The organism is Amycolatopsis sp. CA-230715 (assembly GCF_018736145.1).
Taxonomy (GTDB): Bacteria; Actinomycetota; Actinomycetes; order Mycobacteriales; family Pseudonocardiaceae; genus Amycolatopsis.
The window spans coordinates 5,741,767-5,757,751 of sequence record NZ_CP059997.1 but is presented as its reverse complement, the minus strand read 5'-3'; the positions used below and the strand labels follow the sequence as shown (position 1 = coordinate 5,757,751).

The following is a 15,985-nucleotide window of genomic DNA, read 5'->3' as shown; positions in this document are numbered from 1 at the left end:
GCCAGCTTCTACATCCCCGACGAGAGGCATCCACGAACCGAAGGAGCACCCGATGACCGACACCAAGGCAGCCGCCGAGATCCGCCAGCTCATGACCGACCGCGAACACGCGATGCGCACCGGCGACGCGGACCTGCTCGCCTCGCACTACGCGCCGGAGGCGGTGCAGTTCGACCTGGAACCGCCGCTGCTGCACCCGGCGGGCGAACTGCGCGACCCGTCGCGGATGCGGAACTGGTTCGCGAAATTCGGCGGACGCGTGGACTACGACATCAGCGAACTGGTCGTCACCGCGAGCGAGGATGTCGCGTTCTGCCGCAGCCTCGAACGCATGGGCTCGGCCGAAGCCGGGTTCGAGATGTGGTTCCGCTCGACCGTCGGCCTCCGCCGCGACGGCGAGCGCTGGCTGATCGTCGACGAGCACCGGTCGACGCCGTTCTACATGGACGGTTCGTTCCGCGCCGCGACCGACCTCAAGCCGTGACCCCGCCGCAGGGCGACCCGCGCCTGCTCACCACCGACCTCGCGCAGCGCCTGCTGCACTCGTCGATCCCGGCCCGCATGGCCTACGCGGCCTTGGACGGAACACCCCGCGTGGTGTCCACTTGGTACGTCTGGACCGGCGAAGAACTGGTGATGGGCACGTACCTGCACTGCCCGCCGCTGGGCATCCGCGAACCGGCGCGGCGGCTCCGCGCACTACGGGCCCGCCCGGACGTCGCCATCACGATCGACACGGAACCGCAGCCGCCGGAAGTGCTGCTGCTGCGCGGAAAAGTGACGATCACCGAGGTCGACGGCATGCTGCCCGAACAAGCCGAGGCGGCGCGTCGCTTCCTCGGCGAGGAAGGCGGTGCGCGGTACGTCGCCGATGCCGAACACCCGGACACGAGAATGGCCCGTATCGCGCTCCGTCCGTCGTGGGTGGGCACTTTGGACTTCCGCACCCGGACTCCCGGTATCACGCAGGGTTGAGCGCAGTCATGTGCCGCCGTTTGGATGGCCGATTTCCCGGCCATCCAAACGGCACAGTACGCAAGCACTACCGATCGTAAGGAGACTGGTTGCTCGGCTTGAGCGAGATACCTTGCTTCTGAGCTTGCGAGCGAACCGCATCTTCAGTGCGTCCCATTTTCAACCCGATGACTCTCGTGGGAGTATTCTTTTCCGCGAGATCAGCGAGCTGCGCGCGCTCAGCCTCAGTCCAGGGATTCCCGCTGTTACGATCAGATTTACTCATCGATCCAGCCTCCTTGATGCGCAAGTTCTCATGAACCAGTCCCGCAACTTTGATGCGGTAGTCGCCGATTCGCCCACTTGTGTTACGTCCAGCCTGGACAGACCGCGAAACAGACCTCTCGCAACACGGTCGCGCTATCACACTTCGACCCCTTCCACGACCTGGCGCCGAAAGTCGCTTGCTGAAGGTCACGGAATAGCAGCCAGCCCAGACAAGTCGGCCACAACCTCGACCGCGCCAGCCTCGTGAAGCTCGGCCTCACTACTCTTCCCGCTCGCCACCGCGATAACCCGAACTCCCGCGGTCAACGCGGCTTGGACGTCGTTCGGCGTGTCACCGATCAGCACCGTGTGACCGTTGTCGAACCGGGCGCCAGTGCGCTCCATCGCCCGCCGCTGCGCGATGCCAACCAGAACCGCGCGGCTGGCATCGTCGTCACCGTAGGCACCGCTGGCGAGGTCGACGTACTGGTCCAGACCGAAAACGTCCAGCTTGATACGCGCGACATCCCGGAGATTTCCGGTGAGCACAGCCTGGTGAACGGTCGAATCGGCCGCGAACCGCGCCAAGGCGTCGCGAGCGCCGGGCAGCGCTCGGCCGGTGCTGGCCAACTCGTCGCGAGCGTCCTCGTAGCCTCGCACCAACGCTTCAGCCAGCTTGCCGACCATCTCATCGGTCGGCTCGAGGCCGTTGACCCGCAAGGATTCGCTCATGATGTCGAGTTCGGTCCGACCGGCGATCGAAGCCAGCTTGGTCAGCGGTTTGCCCGTAGCAGCGGGAAAAGCGCGCTCGTAAATATCCCGCCCGACACCGCGCGTCTCGATCAGGGTGTGGTCGATGTCCCACAGGATCAGAGTGCGGAGCGGTTCAGGAAGCTCGGCCATGGAACGAATTCTGCCATCGATGACATTCAGTGCCGATCACGATACTACCTGCCACTGTCACACCCTGACGGGAAGGTCGGGATGCACCATCATCTAGCGCGTGTCGTCGGCGACCGGATCCGGTTCTACCGAACAGCCGCCCACCAGACCAAGACCGTGGTGGCCGGGCTGACCGGCATCACGCCCGACTACCTGTACCAAATCGAACGCGGTCAGAAACTACCGACGATCGCCGTACTGGCTCAACTGGCCGACGTGCTCCGGGTGGAACTCGGAGACCTGCTCAGTCCCGCACCAGCAGCCGATGACAAGCACACTATCGCGAAAGTCGGAGCCACGATCCACCGCGCGCTGACTGGCCCGCTACCCGAGCCGACGAACGAGCCGAAGCTGGCCGAACTACACCACGATGTACTCGACGCCTGGGCCACTTGGCAAACCTCACCGATTCGCTACAGCCTGCTGACAGCGCGACTACCAGGGCTCATCGTCGAGACCGAGGTGGCCTTGCGCGTCGCGGAGGCCCGCGATCGCCGAGCGGCTCATCGCTGTGCCGCCGATCTGTACGGTCTGGTGCGAACCGTCACCAAGCGCATCGGCCGCCGCGATGTATCACTGCTGGTGGCCGATCGAGCGATCCGCGCCGCCGAAGTAGCGGACGATCCCGTCCGGCTTGCGGCCGCCAACTGGAACTTGGCTCAGGTGCTGCTCGCGGACAACGAGCCAGAGATGGCAGGGGCGACAGCCATTCAGGCTCGCGAGAGCCTGCAGAGCCGGGTCTGCGAAAGCACCGATGCCAGGGCGGTCTCCGGCTCGTTGTTGCTTATCTCGGCCATCGCCGCAGTCCGCCGCGGCAACCCGTGGACAGCTCGCGATCGGTTGCGCGAAGCCGTAACGCTGGCCGCGCAAGTGGGCGAGCGCAACACCTGCTGGACCGCGTTCGGTCCGACCAACGTGGCGATGTACGCGGTCAGTGTTGAAATCGAATCAGGAGAAGCCGTCGAGGGACTACGACTGGCGAAGAAGATCGACCAAGGCCGATCGCCTTCCATCGAGCGCCGGGTGGCTTTCCTCCTCGATCAAGCCAAGGGACATGGCCAGCGGCGAGACTACGCCGCAGCTCTGCAATTGCTGAACACCGCAGAGAACGAAGCACCGGAGGACATCCGCCACCGTCCGTCCGCGCACGCCGTCCTTCACACAGTCATGGAACGAGGCCGCCGGTCGACCGCCGCCGAAGCGGCTCGGCTCGCGGGCGAAATCGGCCTGCCACAGTAACGACCCGAACCGCCGGACCACCCGAACGGACAGTTCGGATTACTTGCCGGTAACCGCCATACGGTCGGGCAGCCATGGACCAGCACGCCCTCCGGCAAGAACCTGCCGACACCGACCAAGGCTCGCCGTGAGGCCGCAACATACGGAACCCTTCGACAGCCTCTGGTGGGACTCCCACGAACGAGGAACCCATGGCAGGCCCCGGCCTGGCACCCGTGTTCGAATCACGGAGCAATCCTGGTGCCACGGACGAGAAGGAACCGTCGCGTTCTACGAGGGGCAGTGGAACAGCACGACGTTCCCGGTGCTGATCGACAGCACCGGAGTGACCCAGCTGTTCACTTCGAACTGCGTAGTCGAACTGGCAGGCGCTGATTAATCCGCCCTACCCGCTTTTCACGGACCGATCGGGCAGATCGGTTTCCCGCGCCGAATACCACGTGCACACCGGAGCCATAACATGGCGTTATGGCGAAATGTCACTATGGGCACATTTCCGACTGAGCCACTCTGGAGTTCGCGAAGATCGAGACGGGGCGGCATCCCTGATCAAAACCTACTTTCGACGGTGGCCGGACGAGATCCGCATTGGGATACTCATTCGGCCCGCGGAGCGCCGACCGGAGTTGATGTCTCGCATTTTCGAGCACGGAGAACGCATTCAGGCCAGTTCATCCACCCTTGATCGGGAGTTTCCCATGCGCAGAATCATCATGGTGGCGCTCGGCGCGATCGCTCTCGCGGCGTCCGGTGTGAGCGTCGCGGCCGCCACGCCGTCCAGTCCCGCTCAGCCGAGCATCATCGGCGGGCACAACGCCACCGAGACCTATTCCTTCATGACCTCGCTCAGCAACGGGTGCGGCGCCAGCCTCGTCGCGCCGCAATGGCTCGTCACGGCGCACCACTGCGGCGCCGCCTACCAGGGCCGGGTCGGGTCGACCAGCAAGAACTCGGGCGGCGAGGCGGTCCGGATCGATCGCAACGTCACCAAGCCCGGTACCGATCTCACCCTGATGCACCTGTCCACGCCGGCGCGGTCGGCGCCGGTGAAGATGGCGCAGTCGGCCCCGGCCGCGGGGACGCCCGTGCGCCTGCTCGGCTTCGGGTGCATGAGCTGGCCGTCCTGCCGCAACGCCACCACGCTCCAGGAGATCGATCTGACCGTGCTGGCCAGCCGCCAGTGCGCACCGGGCGGCGGCACCGCGGACGACCTCTGCGTTTCCGGCGACCGCGCGCATTCCGCGTGCCACGGCGACTCCGGCGGCCCCGCGGTCGTCGGCACGCGCGGCGACTGGACCCTCGCCGGGGAAACGCACGGCCCCGGGGACAATCGCGGCGAGTGCGCGACCTCGACGCTCTACACCGGGATCGCGGCGCACCTGCCCTGGATCCAGCAGCAGATCGGCGGCTGAGCCCGCCCTTACCGAAAGAGGAGGCACGATGTCGTTCCGGAAGGCCGCGATGGCCATGGTCGCCGCGCTCGGCCTGGCGGTACTGACCCCGGCCCTGGTGGGCGCGCCCGCGTCCACGGCGGCCGAGGTCAAGGTCCGCACGATCTACTACGACGCCAGCCAGTCGCAGGAGTTCAAGGCGGCTGTCGACGAGGGCGCACAGGCGTGGAACAAGGCGGTGCCGGAGATCCAGCTCAAGCCGGGATCCGGAAGCCAGGCCACGGTCAAGATCCTCGCCGACGACGGCTGGCCGAGGACCTATCCCGGCGGCTTCGGCCGCGGCACCGTCTACATGGGACGGGAAGCGGTCAACGACGGGTTCTACCCGCCGCGCATCGCCGCGCACGAACTCGGGCACATCCTCGGTCTGCCCGACAACCGGAACGGGCGGTGCGACTACCTGATGTCCGGGCACAGCTCGCCGACCTCGTGCAAGAGCACCACACCGCACGCCACCGAGGCGGCCCAGGTCAAGCGGAACGCGGGCGGTGGCTTCGTCGCCGACAGCATCCGGGCGGCCGAACTCGCGGGCACCTTCGTGTACTGAGCCACAGCGAATCCGGGTGTCCCTGGCGCGTCGAGGACGGGCCAGGGACACCCGGATTTCAGCGTTGTGGCGCCAGATCCCTGGTGCGGGGAGAAGATTTCGTCGCGGGGCTCGCGACCTGCCGGGGCACCGGCACGCGATGTCTGGCCAGCCAGGCGAGGTAGTGCGGGCTGCGGTCGACAGCGCGCTGGTACGCCTCGCGGGCCCGGCGGGCGATCGTGGGCATCACCGGGGCGACCGCACCGGCGGTGCGCCACAGCAGCCGGTGCCGGATGCGCAGCGGTTCGTCGCGCAGCGGGACCGCGACGATGTTGTCCGTGGGGTAGAAGGTCGCCTGCCCGAGGCCGACCGCGTCCCCGGCCGCGACGAGTTCTCGGGCCACACTCGCTTCGACTTCGTAGCGGACCCGTGCGGTGAAACCCGCCCGCGCGCACTCCTCGGCCAAAGCGGCCATCAGCCCGCTGCTCGACGCCGGGGGCAACGCCCATGCCTCGTCGCGCAAGTCAGCAAGGGTGACGCCGACCTCGGCGCTGCTCGCGGCCGGATGTCCGCCGCTGACCAGGGCGAACGCCGGTTCCTCCGCGACGATCAGATCTTCCACCCCGGCAGGCAGCACGAAACCCGGCCGTACGTAGACGGCCACCGCGGCGAGGTCCTGCTGCCCGTCGGCGACCAGTTCGGCCGCGACGACGGCATCGGCCTCGGTGCGCAGGGTGGCGCCGCCCGTCCACAAGTCCTCGAGGGCACGGAGGAGCCCGGCTCCCAGCGGCCCCGGCGTGGCGATGTACCGCAGCGGCCGCTGGGCTCCGCAGTGGTCGATGCTGTCCTCCCGCAGCCGGTCGAGCACGCCCAGCACGGGCCTCGCCCTGGCCACGACGAACTCGCCGAGGCTGGTGGCCACCGCGCCGTGGCGGGTGCGGAGGAACAGCGGGCCGCCCAGCACCAGCTCGATGCGCCGGAGCTGGTTGGTGAGCGCGGGCTGCGACAACCCGAGTCTGGCCGCGGCCTTGGTCAAGCTGCCCGCGTCGGCGATCGTGCAAACCACTCTCAGATGCCGAGCATCCAGCTCCATGAGCTTCGATGGTAGGTATCCACGGTGGTGAGCGACAGTTTTGCCCTACTTTCGTAGGCCAGCTCCGCACTTGTCGAGAAAGCGGCGTTGTTCGGCGGCGGCCTCCCGATCCTCCGGCGCGTCGCCCCCGAAACCGCCGTGCGGCATGGCCTCGAACACGTGCAGTTCGGCCTCCGCTCCGGCGTCGCGGAGCTTGCGGTGCATCCGGACCGTGTTCGAAAGGAACAAATCGCGGGTGCCGCTGCGGAGGAAGGTCGGCGGGAAACCGGTCACGTCACCGAAGAGCGGGGAGAGGTACGGGTCCCGCAGATCGGCCCCGGCCGCGTAGAGGGCGTTCGTGGCGCGCAGGCTTCGAAGGACGTTGTCGACGCCGAGCAGGGTCTGGAACGTGTCGCCCTCCTCGGTGAGATCGACCTGCGGGGTGTTGAGCACCAGCGCCGCGGGCATCGGCAGTCCGGCGTCCTTGGCGCGCAGCAGAAGGGCCGCCGCGATGTTCCCGCCCGCGGAGTCGCCTCCGACGAAAACGCGCGAGGGATCGCGGTCCCGCACCGCGCGCCGGTACACGGCGAACGCGTCGTCCAGCGCGGCGGGGTACGGGTGCAGTGGCGGCAGGCGGTAGTCCACGCCCCAGACGAGCATGCCGGTGGACGACGCGGTCTTCGCCGTCGTCGCGCGGCACGCGGCCCCGCCACCGACCAGGAGTCCGCCGGGATGCAGCCAGAGGAAGACCGCCTTTTCCCCGGCCCCATGGGGCTTCGCGGCGTACACGGTGGCGCCGTCCACGTCGAGATCTTCGACGTGGACCGGCATTTCGGAGATCGGAAACCGGTGCACCGTGGACTGGTTCGCCCGCTCGGCCATCGCGAGCCACGCACCGGTGTCCTCGGCGGCCGGGTACGACAGCTCACCGCCGTCGAAGGCGAGCCAAGTTCGCGCCTGCTCGCTGACCGTGGACGGAGCGGGAAAAGTGCGCTCGCTCATGACTCGGCTCCCCTCGATCCTTGCCTGGCACCGGATCGAACACTACCTTAACTGACTAAATTAAGTCACACAAGGAAGTGGAACCCATGCCCCGAACCAGCGAACGCGGCGGCCCGCGGACGCGCGCACGGATCCTGGAGGTCTCGAACCGGATGTTCATCGAGCACGGGTACGACGCCGTCACGGTCTCCGATGTCGCACGCGAAGCCGGAGTCTCCAGTGTGACGGTGTTCAACCACTTCCCGCGCAAGGAAGACCTCTTCCTGGACCGCGCCGCCGAGGCGGCCGATCTGCTGCGCTCGGCCATCCGCGACCGCGAACCAGCGGTGGACGCGCTGAAGTCCTTGCGGGACCTGTGCTTTCGCCTCGCCGACGATCGGCACCCGCTCTCCGGTCTCGCCGACGGTTCCGCGCCCTTCTTCCGGACGATCGCGGACTCCCCCGCGCTCGTCGCGCACGCGCGAACCCTCGCGGCCGAACTTCACCAGATCCTGGCCGAGGAGTTGGAGAACGACGCGGCCTTCGAAGGCGACGCCACCTTGCTCGCCGCGTTCTTCCTCGCGGGCTACAGCACCGTCCTGGCGGAAACCGCCCGCCACCGCATCGCGGGCACCGCTCCGAGAACCGTCCGGAAGACCCACCGCGCGCGCTTGGAACGCCTGTTCGCCGCTCTGGACGCCGGCGGCTGATCCGGCCCTGGCGCGCCGGTGGCCGATCGGATAGGACAGTTCCTGTCCCAGGACCCGGAAAGAGAGGAACCACGATGGCCAGCACCGACAGCATGAAGGTCGGCATGTACTCCTTCGACTGCCGCGACGCGGCGGCACTGGCGGAGTTCTGGGCGAAAGTGCTCATGCGATCCGTCGACGACGGCGCGTCGGCAGCCTTCGCGACGATCGGCTTCGACGGCGACGGCCCGACCTGGATGTTCCACCAACCCCAAGGCGATCTCCCCACCGGGCAGAACCGCCTGATGCTCGACCTCGGCGGCGAAACCGACTGGTCCGAGCAAGCCGATCGTGTCGAGGCGCTGGGTGCGGAACGGGGCAGCGACAACGAACAGGACGGCGTCCGGTGGGTGGTGTTCCTCGACCCGGAGGGCAATACCTTCCGGATCTTCGCCCCACGGCCGGAATGACCAGGCCGCTGATCATTGGCCGCGGGATCGCCGGACCCGTCACCCGGCGATTTCGCGCAGGGCCCGAACATGGGTGCCCCACGCCTTGCGGCCGCGCGCCGTCAGTGAAATGTAGGTGCGCGGACGTTTGCCGACGAAGATCTTGCGCACGGTGACGTAGCCAGCCTCTTCGAGCGTCGAGATCTGCTTGGACAGCACCGAATCGGAAATTTCCACCGCGTCCCTGACCGATTTGAAATCGGCCTCGTCGACGGCGGCGAGCGCGGCGGTGATGGAGAACCGGATCGGCGAGTGGATCACCGGGTCCAGTGCGAGCCGGGGGTGGTTCACCGGCGGCCTCGCACCTCGAACCAGGCCGCCAGTGCGAACGGGATCACGCTGAGTACGGCGGCGGGCACCCACCAGGCCGGGTTACCGGCGAACTTCACCTGCCCGAGCGGGCCCGCGACCGAAACGACGAGTGCCACAACCCCGCCGAGGATCGGGTAGCGGACGCGCTGGTGCCGGCTGACCACCGGGCGGGTGGCCGTGTAGATGATGAAGGCGAGGAGCGGGAGCAGGCTGCCCGGCATGAGCAGCAGCCCCACCTGCCCGAGACCGCCGGTCAGCACGATGGCGGCTTCGAGCGCGCCGAGCGCCAGCAGCGCTCCCGGGTGCCAGCGGCCCTGTCCGAGCACTTTCGCCGAAACCGACTCCGCGGTGTCCAGCGCCTGTTCCGCTGCTGCCTTGTCCATGTTTCGACGGTCCTCCCTACGCCAGGAGCCTACAACTCAGCGCGGTTCGTCCTGATCCCATTTGAATGTGCGGACCGCCAGTACCGCGAACACCGCCGTGGTGCACACGATGACCAGCACCGAAAGCCAGAACGGGTGCATCGGCCTGCCCGTCGGCAGTTGAGTCTGCATCAGATCGGCGTAGAAGGAGGTCGGCAGGTACCCGAGCGTCCTGCCCACGGCGGCGGGCAGGAGGTGGAGCGGGAAGGTGAGCCCGCCGAGGAACAACGCCGCGAGCTGCACCAGCGTACCGAGGTTGGTCGCGGCGTCAGGGGACGACAGCCGCCCGCCGATCAGGTAGCCGATGCTGCCGAACAACGCCATGCCCAGCACCGTGATGCCGAACAGCGGGAGCAGGTTCGCGGCGGGGACGGCGCCGAGCGCGGTGGCGATCCCGAGCAGTACGCCGGTCTGGCAGATGATCATCACCACCCGGACCGACATGTGGGTGAACAGCAAGCGCGCCCTGCCGACCGGTGTGGTGCCGAGCAATCGCAACGTGCCCTTGCTCCGCATCGCGGCGAGCGGACCCGCCGTGAGGGTGAGCGCGGCACTGGTGACGGCCAGGAAGAGCGCCATCGGGATCACGATCTGGTTGAAATCGGGCCCGCCGCCCCCCGCCGGCAGCACCGAGCCGATGAGCAGGAAGACGCCGAGCATGCCGTAGGGGAAGAAGAGCGCGAACCAGAAGTACCGATGATCGCGCAGGAGTTCCCTGGCGTGCAACGAAGTCAGCGCACGTGTCGCGGTGAGGGTCGTCATCAGGCCGCTCCTCGCACGCCGGTTTCGTCGTCCGCTTCGGCGAAATCATGACCCGTGAGCCTGCGGAACACGCCCTCCAGCCCGGCGTCGGTCACCTCGATGCGGCGCGCTCCGAGCGTGCCGGCGATGACCGCGAACACGGCATCCGGATCGGTGGTGCGCAACCGGACGCTGGTCTCGCCTTCACCACCGGGGGCGATCTCCCAGGCGGTCGTCAGCGGTTCGACCACGCTCAGATCGCGGTCTGCCCGCACGGTGAAGCGGATCTCCCGGTCCGGTGCGTGTTCGCGGATGAGCTCACCGGGGGGCCCGCAGGCGACGGTCCGCCCGCGGTGCAGCACGGCGACGCGATCGCACAGCAATTGCGCTTCCTCCATCGAATGCGTCGAAAGCAGCACCGTGCCGCCTTCGTCCCGGTAAGCGCGCAACCCGTCCCACAGCTCCTGTCGCGCATTGGGATCCATCCCGGTCGACGGCTCGTCGAGCACGAGCAGGCGCGGCCGGGAAACGAGCGCGAGGCCGACCAGTACCCGTTGCTTCTGGCCGCCGGAAAGCTTGGCGATCTTCTTGTCCCGTGATTCGCTGAGCCCCATCTTGGCGAGCACCGTTTCCGGACTGTCGGGCTCCGGGTAGAACGACGCCCAGGTGGAGAGCAGTTCGATGACGGTCTGGTGCTCGAACACGGCGGCCTGCTGCGGCTGGATGGCGACCCGCGCCCTGATCTCGTCGCGCCGCGCGACCGGGTCGAGCCCCAGTACCCGCACCAGGCCCGAATCGGCCTTCCGCAGGCCCACCATGATCTCGATGCTGGTGGTCTTGCCCGCCCCGTTCGGGCCGAGCAGGCCGAAGACCTCGCCACGGCCGACGGTGAGCCGCACGCCGTCGAGCACGACGACCTCCCCGGCTGGACCCGGATAGCGCTTGACCACCTCTTCGAAGCGGACCACCGGCTCCTCCGGCGTCATCACGCCACATCCTTCCCGTTCCCGGCAAGCATCCCGCCTAACACTTGCAAAACTAGCATCTACTTTCCAAAATGGAAACTACTTGCCATTGATCTGACTGGAGGCGGCGACGATGCCGAGCAGGCATTCCTCGGCAGGGGTGAAGCCCCAGCGGTTGAGATCCAGGTGGACGTATTGGAGCAGCAGATTCGCCGGGTCGACCGGGACGGCGCTGGTGGCGGCGCGAGCGGCGGTGCCGGCCACCACCGCCGCGTGCTCCGACACCGGCGGGATCGCGGACGCGGCGGCGATCCCGCCGGCCGTGGTGCGCAACACTTCGCGGAGCTCCTGCTGGTCCGGAACCTCGAGCCGGAGCTGCCACCCCCACTGCTTGCGGTGCGCGGTCCAGAACTCCCGTTCGCGGCCGGGCATGGCGGTTCCCACCACTTCGGCGAGGTAGCGCACGGCCATGGCAGCCCGCTCGTACCGCCGGTCGACGGCGGAGATGTCGTTGTCCACATACCACCGCGACGCGGCGGAGAACAGCGCTTCGGCCAGTGCGACACCCGGCCGCCCGCCGTACTTCACGAGCTCGGGAGCGTAGAAGCAGGGCGTGACCTTCTTCGGTCCCGTCCTGCCCAACACCGGGGGGCGGCCGGTGAGCCCTGGTCCCGATCCCGCGCCGCGGACGGTGTGCAACAACGCCGTCAGCTCGTCGGCGCGGTCGTGGATCCGGTCGACGCCGTCGGGATCGCAGTTGATCCGCAGCCGCAGGTGCAAACCGGTGATGTCGAGGTAGCGCATGAAGAACCAGCCGACAGCCGACTCCTCGTCGGCTCGCGCGCGCAGCCACGGCAGCACCACCCTGGCCGCTTCGTCCATCAGGTCGACCCGGCCCGGATACGCCCGCACGTACCACCAGTCCGCCGTGTTCGCCGGAACCATCATCGGGACCTCCCAGCGGGGCGCGGCCACGACAGCAGCGTGACGTATTCGGTCACCCTCCGCCGCCCGTCGTCGTCGCGCTGCGGATGGCCAGTACGCGAAGGCAGCACTTCGACGAGCCGCACATGCCTCGTCCCGGTTTCCAGCCACTGGCGAAAGACCCGCATCGACAGTGGCGAGTCGAGGCTGATCCACATCGGTTTCCGCGCCCCGACTCCGGGGAACACCGAGAGCTGGTGCGCGAACACTTCGCCGGGGAGCCCGTGCCGGTCGCGGAACTCACGGAGCGCGAGGGCGAACGCGGCGTCATCGGCCACGGCAGGCGGGATCGCGTCGACGGGGACGAGCCACGACGCCCGCCCGATCACCACCCGGTCCAGCTGCGTGCGGGGCAGCGAGACCACGTCCTGACCCGCACGGCGGAGCAGCTGCGGCATCTTGTCGAGGGTGTAGTCGCAGTCCTGGCTCGCGTTGATCCACGGATCCGCGAGCACGGCGAGCAACCGCACGTACGAGTGCGTGAGGTGCTGCGGCACCAGGCCGAGGTAGGCGAGGCCGAAGGGGGCACCGGCGCGGTCGCAGAGCGAAAGCGTGTTCGTGCCCGCGTCGTGCACGAGCACGGTGTCGTCCAAAGTGGACGCTCCGGAGGTGGTCAGCTCACCGGGCACCAGCAGTGGCGGCAGGATGCCGGCGCATTCGGCCTGCGCGGTGTTGCATTCGGTCCACGGCACCAGCTCCCGGCACGGCACGCCGGACCAGCACCGCGCGATGTGCTCGGCGAGCCTGGCGCTGAACTCCTCGCCGAGCAGGCCGCGGAAGCGGGCGAACATGCCACCCGTTCCCGCGCCGAAGTTGTTGACCACCAGCCGGTGGCCTCCGGCCAGCACGGCCTCGTAGCTGTCCGCTTCGAGCTGGAACATCACGCCGGCGTTCGGCGGCGCGCTGGTCGGGCCGACCGGCAGCCAGGCACGTTCGCCGGGGTCGCCCGTCCTGGTTCGCTGATCCGCCGCGGTGGCCATGTCGTACCCGGGGTTGCTGTCGCGTTCCACCATCTGCCGCATCAGGAACCCCAGCGGGTCCACGCAGCAGCCACCCGCGCCGAACTCGGCCACGAACCGTTCGAGCAGGAAATCGTAGACATGGGAGCGGAACAGCTTCGGCCTGATCTTCGCGCCGAGCGCGCTGAGGTCATCGCCGACCGCGCTGAACAGCCGGGGGTCGGGCAGCTCGAGATCGGTTTCCCGGTCTTCGTAGACCAACCCGCTCGGCCTGCCGCCCGCCTCCTGGCGGATGGCCCACCCTTCGGTCACCTTCGCGATCCGCGCACCGGCCGCGGCCCTCGCGGCCACATCGCCATCGCCGGACCGGGCCCCGAGGTCGTGCGCGAGCGCGAGGTCGTCCGCCGGGATTTCCGACTCGGTGCCCCGGACCAGGTCCGCCAGCACCGGGAGCGGCGCCTCGCACCTGCGCCACGGCACCACGGGGTGGATCACCCCGGAGTCGAGCAGCCTGCGGAACCGGGCGAACGGGCGCTGTCCGCCGACCGCCTCGAGTACTTCGCGGTAGCTGACGCGGTCGCGCCCGGCGAAACCGGAGATCCAGCGCAGCGCGTGATCGGCCTCCACGACCCGGTCCTGGCGCCACACGGTGCCTTCGGCGAGCACGAGTTCGGAGTGGACGAGAACGCCAGCCGGCTCGCCCGCGCCGCCGTCGCGGATCACGGCGGGACGGTAGTCCAGCAGCGGAGCGGTGGTTTCCGACCGCGCCAGCCGCAGCAACGCGAGGTAGGCGACCGTCGCGGAGGTCCGGTTCCCACTGCGCCCCGACCCGCGCCTGCCACCGAGGCCGACCGTGGTCAGCCCGGAGAACGGGCTCGTCTTGAGCGCGGCCCGCGCGACGTAGGAGTAGAGCGTCTGGAGCTCCCTCGGATTGTCGAACCCGCGCTCGTGCGGTCTGCCGTACCGGATCCAATCCGGCGCCGCGATCGCGAGCGATTCCAGGAATCCCTTGTCCCGCAGTACTTCTCGAAGTCCTTCCAGCGCGGAGGCCCGGTGACGGGCCAGCGCGCCGGTCAGCTCGGCCATCAGCTCGCCCCGCGAGCGGATGAGCTCGTCCCACTCCGCCACGAGATTCACGTCCCCGGCCGAAATCCTGGCGCGAAGCCGTTCCCGCGTGCCGGTGCCCCAGCCGAGCTCGGCTCTCCGGTTGACCCTCCGCTTGCCCGCGAGCACCTCCCTGCGGAGCGGCACGTCGTCGTCGAGCTTCGGGACCAGTCCGAAAAGGACATCGATGACGGGACCCGCGTGGGTGTCCAGCCGCCGCTCGGCCGAGCGCACCGCCGCGAGCTCCTCCGCCACCCGGGGCACCACCGCGTCCAGCGCAGAGGAGTCCAGCCCGGCGACCCTGACCAGGAACGGCCCTGCCAGCGGGAGCAACGGATCCGCGCTGGCCGGCGCGGTCGTGATGGCGGTCATGCGCCCAGCCCGAACAGCAGGCGCGCGATGGTGAACAGGGTGTAGAGGACACCGGCGAACAGCACACAGCCATAAGCGACGCACACGACGCCGTAAGCGAAGTACGAAGCTTTCGCCCCGCGGGAGATCGAGGCCAGATAGGGCGGCAGTGCACGACCACGGACGACGGACTTGAGCACGGTGAACGCCCTGCCACGCGGATCGACGAGCCCGGTCGCCGCTTCGACGGCCGAGTACCCGTCCGACGGCAGCAGCGGGTTGATGTTCACGATCAGGCCGAGCAACTGCAGGCTCAGCAGGAAGATCGCGGAGAGCTGGACGAACCCGGTGGAGGTGAGCGCGGTCAGCCCGGTCAGGCCACATACGATGCCGTCGCTGGTGATCCCGGCCAGAGCGAGCGCGACCCGGCCGCCGCGGCCCGGCAACCGGTAGGCGTCCGTGCGGTCCACATAGGCGACCGGCATGAAATAGAACAGCAGCGCGACGCCGAGCCCCCGGACCGGCACCTTCAGCACCTGGGCGACGACGGCGTGCGAAAGCTCGTGGACCAGCACGACGAGCAGCTGTACCGCCGTCGCGGTAAGGAAAGCCGGGACGTACACGTAGGCGATCGGCGGGGTCCCCCCGAACAGGGCGTACATCCCGTACCCGTAGCCAGCGAGCGAGACCAGGCCCAGCAAGATGGCGAGGTACTTGACCGGAAGTACACGCAAAACGCGGGCGACGGGCTCCAGCAGTTTCGGCAGCGACCGGGTGAGCACCACCCTCGGCATGAGCATCGACGAGCGCGTCCGGTCGGAGCTGCGCTTCCCATCCGGGAGGGCCGAACCGACCAGCAGGCCGCTCTTGTCCAAAGTGGCCAGGAACGGATCGAGGTTCCGCTCGAGCGCCGCCGACCTCGTGGACTGGCCACCGGACAGGAAATCGACGAGATCCGCTTTCGTGCGCGAACCGTCGAGATGCTTGACGATCACCTCGGCCGCCGGCGAAATCCGGTGGTAGTGGCCGGTCACCGGATCGAAGATCAACGGGGTGTCGTCCATGCCCCGAAGGAGTTCCAGCTCCTCGCGGAGCTTGGGCGCCGCGGTGTTCATGATTCCTCCGCTGGGAAAATCACGTCGTCAGTGCTCACGATTCCTCCGCTGGGAAAATCACGTCGTCAGTGCTCATCTGCGTTACCTCACTCCACCGATTCCACCCGCGAAGGGCCTCCTGGAAGCGCTGACGTCCCTGGCCGCCGCGGACGGCGGCCAGGGACGCGCGATCAGCCCGAAGCCGACGACGCCGTGGTCACCGACGACGCCGAGCTGACCGGACAAGAGAACGACCCTGCCGAGGTGGCCGAGGAGAACGACCCGAGCGCATTGCCATCGGGAAGCTCCTCCAGCGCCATCTCACCGTCGACCGCGTACAGCTCGAACGCCGCCGACGACAGTTCGTCGATCATGGGATCACCCGCTTTCTCCTGGGGAGCACGCGATTCCGCGAACTCCGTC

The 15,985-nt window shown here is 68.3% G+C and carries 18 protein-coding genes; 7 read left to right on the top strand and 11 right to left on the bottom strand.

Annotated features, from left to right (window positions below):
• Positions 1–52: 52 nt before the first annotated feature.
• Positions 53–484 (top strand): YybH family protein, encoded by a 432-nt coding sequence (locus HUW46_RS27720; protein ID WP_215541733.1) that lies wholly within the window; start codon positions 53–55, stop codon positions 482–484.
• A complete protein-coding gene (locus tag HUW46_RS27715; RefSeq protein WP_215541732.1) occupies positions 481–975 on the top strand; it encodes a pyridoxamine 5'-phosphate oxidase in 495 nt (164 codons plus the stop codon). Before HUW46_RS27720 ends, HUW46_RS27715 begins: the two co-directional genes overlap by 4 nt.
• Positions 976–1,428: 453 nt before the next feature.
• Here the strand turns inward: HUW46_RS27715 and HUW46_RS27710 are convergent, their stop codons facing one another.
• The gene (locus HUW46_RS27710) at positions 1,429–2,124 is read right to left on the bottom strand and encodes an HAD family hydrolase (RefSeq protein ID WP_215541731.1); all 696 of its coding nucleotides are present in this window, start codon (positions 2,122–2,124) and stop codon (positions 1,429–1,431) included.
• A gap of 81 nt (positions 2,125–2,205) precedes the next feature.
• Here HUW46_RS27710 and HUW46_RS27705 point away from each other — a divergent pair, with 81 nt between their 5' ends.
• The 3 genes from HUW46_RS27705 (at position 2,206) to HUW46_RS27695 (ending at position 5,400) form a co-directional block, all read left to right on the top strand.
• Entirely contained in the window at positions 2,206–3,402 is a 1,197-nt protein-coding gene (locus tag HUW46_RS27705) for a helix-turn-helix domain-containing protein (RefSeq protein ID WP_215541730.1), read from the top strand.
• 698 nt (positions 3,403–4,100) lie between these two features.
• The gene (locus HUW46_RS27700) at positions 4,101–4,814 is read left to right on the top strand and encodes a S1 family peptidase (protein ID WP_215541729.1); all 714 of its coding nucleotides are present in this window, start codon (positions 4,101–4,103) and stop codon (positions 4,812–4,814) included.
• Between the two features lie 28 nt (positions 4,815–4,842).
• Complete coding sequence (locus HUW46_RS27695; RefSeq protein ID WP_215541728.1) at positions 4,843–5,400, top strand: snapalysin family zinc-dependent metalloprotease; 558 nt, start codon at positions 4,843–4,845, stop codon at positions 5,398–5,400.
• A 58-nt stretch (positions 5,401–5,458) separates the two neighbouring features.
• On the opposite strand, the gene HUW46_RS27690 is transcribed toward HUW46_RS27695, so the two are convergent.
• Together HUW46_RS27690 and HUW46_RS27685 are read right to left on the bottom strand one after the other, a co-directional pair.
• Complete coding sequence (locus HUW46_RS27690) at positions 5,459–6,472, bottom strand: LysR family transcriptional regulator (protein WP_215541727.1); 1,014 nt, start codon at positions 6,470–6,472, stop codon at positions 5,459–5,461.
• Between the two features lie 45 nt (positions 6,473–6,517).
• Complete coding sequence (locus HUW46_RS27685; protein ID WP_215541726.1) at positions 6,518–7,453, bottom strand: alpha/beta hydrolase; 936 nt, start codon at positions 7,451–7,453, stop codon at positions 6,518–6,520.
• Between the two features lie 86 nt (positions 7,454–7,539).
• On the opposite strand from HUW46_RS27685, the gene HUW46_RS27680 reads away from it, so the two are divergent.
• On the top strand, positions 7,540–8,142 hold the full coding sequence (locus tag HUW46_RS27680) for a TetR/AcrR family transcriptional regulator (protein WP_215541725.1): 603 nt from the start codon (positions 7,540–7,542) through the stop codon (positions 8,140–8,142).
• A gap of 74 nt (positions 8,143–8,216) precedes the next feature.
• A complete protein-coding gene (locus HUW46_RS27675; protein ID WP_215541724.1) occupies positions 8,217–8,591 on the top strand; it encodes a VOC family protein in 375 nt (124 codons plus the stop codon).
• 39 nt (positions 8,592–8,630) lie between these two features.
• Here HUW46_RS27675 and HUW46_RS27670 read toward each other — a convergent pair whose 3' ends face one another.
• From HUW46_RS27670 to HUW46_RS27635, 8 genes are all read right to left on the bottom strand, one after another.
• Positions 8,631–8,921 (bottom strand): winged helix-turn-helix domain-containing protein, encoded by a 291-nt coding sequence (locus tag HUW46_RS27670; protein ID WP_215541723.1) that lies wholly within the window; start codon positions 8,919–8,921, stop codon positions 8,631–8,633.
• Positions 8,918–9,325 (bottom strand): hypothetical protein, encoded by a 408-nt coding sequence (locus tag HUW46_RS27665; RefSeq protein WP_215541722.1) that lies wholly within the window; start codon positions 9,323–9,325, stop codon positions 8,918–8,920. The genes HUW46_RS27670 and HUW46_RS27665 overlap by 4 nt, the downstream gene beginning before the upstream one ends.
• 36 nt (positions 9,326–9,361) lie before the next feature.
• A complete protein-coding gene (locus tag HUW46_RS27660) occupies positions 9,362–10,126 on the bottom strand; it encodes an ABC transporter permease (protein ID WP_215541721.1) in 765 nt (254 codons plus the stop codon).
• A complete protein-coding gene (locus HUW46_RS27655; RefSeq protein WP_215541720.1) occupies positions 10,126–11,091 on the bottom strand; it encodes an ABC transporter ATP-binding protein in 966 nt (321 codons plus the stop codon). Before HUW46_RS27655 ends, HUW46_RS27660 begins: the two co-directional genes overlap by 1 nt.
• A gap of 78 nt (positions 11,092–11,169) precedes the next feature.
• Complete coding sequence (locus HUW46_RS27650) at positions 11,170–12,045, bottom strand: lantibiotic dehydratase C-terminal domain-containing protein (RefSeq protein ID WP_215541719.1); 876 nt, start codon at positions 12,043–12,045, stop codon at positions 11,170–11,172.
• Positions 12,015–14,489, bottom strand: coding sequence for a lantibiotic dehydratase family protein (locus HUW46_RS27645; RefSeq protein WP_215541718.1), 2,475 nt, complete (start codon positions 14,487–14,489; stop codon positions 12,015–12,017). Before HUW46_RS27645 ends, HUW46_RS27650 begins: the two co-directional genes overlap by 31 nt.
• Entirely contained in the window at positions 14,486–15,583 is a 1,098-nt protein-coding gene (locus HUW46_RS27640) for a hypothetical protein (protein WP_215541717.1), read from the bottom strand. The genes HUW46_RS27645 and HUW46_RS27640 overlap by 4 nt, the downstream gene beginning before the upstream one ends.
• Before the next feature lie 170 nt (positions 15,584–15,753).
• Positions 15,754–15,936: a thiocillin family RiPP gene (locus HUW46_RS27635; RefSeq protein ID WP_215541716.1), complete on the bottom strand. Its 183-nt coding sequence runs from the start codon at positions 15,934–15,936 to the stop codon at positions 15,754–15,756.
• Positions 15,937–15,985: the final 49 nt, after the last annotated feature.